Below are 3,095 nucleotides of genomic sequence, written 5' to 3' on the forward strand. Positions count from 1 at the left end.
GCACCGGTGATCATGTTCTTGACGTAGTCGGCGTGGCCCGGGCAGTCAACGTGCGCGTAGTGACGGACGTTGGAGTCGTACTCTACGTGAGCGGTATTGATGGTGATACCACGAGCCTTCTCTTCCGGAGCGCTGTCGATCTTGTCGAAATCAACGCGAGCGGAGCCGAAAACCTCGGAGCAAACGCGGGTCAGCGCTGCGGTCAGCGTGGTCTTGCCATGGTCAACGTGACCGATGGTGCCGACGTTGACGTGCGGCTTGTTACGTTCGAACTTTTCCTTAGCCATCTACTCGATCTCCGCAGGAAGATTTAAGCGAATCACCTGATAAAACAAAGGCAGATATTTTCATATCTGCCTCTGCAAAAGTGGAGCTCTTGAGCGGATTTGAACCGCTGACCTCACCCTTACCAAGGGTGTGCTCTACCAACTGAGCTACAAGAGCGTAACACCGTGCAACAACAGCAAACTTGGAGCGGGTAGCGGGAATCGAACCCGCATCATCAGCTTGGAAGGCTGAGGTTCTACCACTAAACTATACCCGCGGAGCTTGCAGCTCTCGCTAAAACTGGTGGAGGGGGAAGGATTCGAACCTTCGAAGTCGAAGACGTCAGATTTACAGTCTGATCCCTTTGGCCGCTCGGGAACCCCTCCGAACGTGGGCGGCATTTTAACCTATTCCACCCTACTGTCAAGCTTTTTCTCATTAAAATCTTGAGGTTAGCGATTACGACAGCGCTTCGCAGTGTAGCTTATCCCTGTGAAGCGGGCGCCATTCTATGCAACTTATCCAGGAGTTGCAATGCCTTCGCATGGCATTATTTTGCGTTTCAAGTCATTGATATCGCTAATGACCTCGGAAAGCGATGCATTGTCGACCACCTCCCTGTTGCCAGGAGCGATACGCAGCCAATACAAGCGGTTACCGCCCTCATGGGTTTGGTAGAGAGCCGCATCGACTTTAGCGCTTTTGAGCTGCGCTGCGATCTTCTCCACCTGACCAACCGAGGGGAGCCCGCCCAGAAATAAACAGCTCTGCTCGTTAGCCCGCGCGTTGTCGGCCAATGGAGCTTCACTGAGCAGCTTTATATCACCCGCCCCGTTCTTCTTTTGTGCCAAGGCCGCGATTTCCTTGGGCTGCACGGGCGCCTCGAGTTGGCTCCAACCAAAATAGAATACGTTCAAAACCATTAATAGCAGGAATAGCCAACGCATAAGCACCTCAAGGCAACGGGCAAGCGATTGCCAGCCCCTTGAATACCAGGTCAGGAATATAGCGAGCGCCCGGTGCGACGTCGCTTACCAGCGATGCGTCTCCCCCCGTCAGGAAAAGATGATAATGGCTGCCCCACAGTGCAGTGGCCTGCTCCACTTGCGTGGCAACAAAGCCTCGGAGCATCAGCACACAACCCCGCTCCACGGCCTGGACAGTCGCAGTCCCAGGGGCTAGGCGCGCCTTGGCCATGCTCGCCGAATCGTCGTCGTACCGGATACGCCGGGTATGAGTGCGCAACTGGCTGCGCATCAACGGCAGGCCGGGGCAGATATAACCACCTAAGTGCTGGCCATCCGTATCCACAAAATCGGAGGTGACCGCTGTACCAAAGTCGATGACTACGCATGGCCCGCCGGCTTGCGCATACGCGCCCAGGATCGCGACCCAACGATCCATGCCCAATCGCTGATAGTCGTCGTAACCGTTACGCACCCCAGCACAATCCTGCGCCGGAAGTGCGACGTGCGTGGGAATGGAAAACGCAGCCTCTATGAGATCAGTCAGCTTGCGGGTTTCCTCCTCGTTGCGCACACTCACGACTCTGCATACGCGCAGATGAACATCGCTTGCCGCACTGAGCACATGCAACAATTCGTTATTGCTTTCCACCACTCCAGTGCTCACCACGGCACCGTCAGCCTTCAGCACGCGCCATTTAACGAAACTGTTGCCGCAATCAAGCTCAAGAATCATGGCTCCAACCTCAAGCTTAACTCCCCACCACTGAACACTTGCTCCACACCCTCAACCTCCATGCGCAGGCCACCTTGAGCGTCTACCCCTCTAGCCACGCCGATAACCTGGCGCTCACCCGAAGTCAGTCGCACTTGCCGGCCTTGCCACAGGTGGTTTGCTTCCCACTCTGCACGCAACCCGCTGAAACCAGAAGCATTATGTATTTCCAGGTATTCCAGTAGTGCGGCGCACAAATTTGCGGCCAACTCGTTACGATCAACCGGCCTTCCGCTAGCTAGCTGCAACGAGGTCCAAGCCTGATCGATAGCATCGGCATTGCACATGTTGGCATTGATACCAATACCTAGCACCACATGACAGACATCGGCGGGATCGCCTACCAACTCGAGCAGGATCCCGGCAATCTTCTTGCCCTCGACCAAAACATCGTTCGGCCATTTGAGCCCTGCACGCACCCCGTAAGCACGGACGACCTTGAGCACTGCCAGCCCCGCCACAAGGCTCAGGGCCTCGAGCTTTCGCAAACCACCCTCAATGCGCAGCCCGAGGCTGAAATAGAGGTTTTGACCAAACGGGCTCACCCACTGACGACCCCGCCGCCCGCGGCCCGAGCTCTGCGCTTCCGCCAGAATCAATATCGGCATTTGTTGTTGTGCAGCTATCTGCCGCAGCGCCTCAGCATTCGTGGAATCAAGGTTCGCATGCACAGTAACCGCGACACCTCGCTCGCCCAGCGCAGCCTGCAACTGAGCGGCATTGAGCAGAGATAGCGGTGATGCCAGCTGGTAGCCCTTGCCGCGCACCTTATAAACGGGGATTCGATAGTCAGCCTCCAATTGTTGGAGCTGCTTCCATACGGCACTGCGGCTCACTCCCAGCGTGCGCCCCAATGCTTCGCCTGAATGAAAGCGACCGTCCGCCATTAACTCTAACAACGCCAACATGCCAGAACCTACCTTGGAATCCGGCCCGAATGATAGCTACCGAAGTAATCGTTGCAAAGCTTTGAGCACTGAACGGTATAAGGCTTTTTCGCCCATAAAAGACAAAACCCCAATCGTTTTCACGATTGGGGTTCTGCGGGTTTGAATCTTGACGATGACCTACTCTCACATGGGGAAACC

Annotated in this window: 4 protein-coding genes and 3 tRNA genes; all 7 read right to left on the minus strand. The window is 55.7% G+C overall.

Annotation, left to right across the window (positions count from 1 at the left end; genetic code table 11):
* A partial coding sequence (locus tag F474_RS22430; RefSeq protein ID WP_256577861.1) for a GTP-binding protein occupies window positions 1-287 on the minus strand: 287 nt, incomplete at its 3' end.
* Between the two features lie 81 nt (window positions 288-368).
* A tRNA-Thr gene (locus tag F474_RS22435) sits at window positions 369-444 on the minus strand.
* Window positions 445-470: 26 nt separating this feature from the next.
* Window positions 471-544, minus strand: a tRNA-Gly gene (locus F474_RS22440).
* A 24-nt stretch (window positions 545-568) separates the two neighbouring features.
* A tRNA-Tyr gene (locus tag F474_RS22445) sits at window positions 569-653 on the minus strand.
* Between the two features lie 132 nt (window positions 654-785).
* On the minus strand, window positions 786-1,214 hold the full coding sequence (locus tag F474_RS22450; protein ID WP_097089795.1) for a hypothetical protein: 429 nt from the start codon (window positions 1,212-1,214) through the stop codon (window positions 786-788).
* A 7-nt stretch (window positions 1,215-1,221) separates the two neighbouring features.
* Window positions 1,222-1,968 (minus strand): pantothenate kinase, encoded by a 747-nt coding sequence (locus tag F474_RS22455; RefSeq protein WP_097089797.1) that lies wholly within the window; start codon window positions 1,966-1,968, stop codon window positions 1,222-1,224.
* The gene (birA, locus tag F474_RS22460; RefSeq protein WP_097089799.1) at window positions 1,965-2,915 is read right to left on the minus strand and encodes a bifunctional biotin--[acetyl-CoA-carboxylase] ligase/biotin operon repressor BirA; all 951 of its coding nucleotides are present in this window, start codon (window positions 2,913-2,915) and stop codon (window positions 1,965-1,967) included. Before birA ends, F474_RS22455 begins: the two co-directional genes overlap by 4 nt.
* Between the last annotated feature and the right edge of the window lie 180 nt (window positions 2,916-3,095).

Source organism: Pseudomonas sp. URIL14HWK12:I12, assembly GCF_003097135.1.
GTDB lineage: Bacteria > Pseudomonadota > Gammaproteobacteria > Pseudomonadales > Pseudomonadaceae > Aquipseudomonas.

Excerpts from the sequence above, each read along its gene's own strand:
- F474_RS22450 (WP_097089795.1), bottom strand. The coding sequence starts at position 1,214 with ATGCGTTGGCTATTCCTGCTATTAATGGTTTTGAACGTATTCTATTTT.
- F474_RS22455 (WP_097089797.1), bottom strand. The coding sequence starts at position 1,968 with ATGATTCTTGAGCTTGATTGCGGCAACAGTTTCGTTAAATGGCGCGTG.
- birA (WP_097089799.1), bottom strand. The coding sequence starts at position 2,915 with ATGTTGGCGTTGTTAGAGTTAATGGCGGACGGTCGCTTTCATTCAGGC.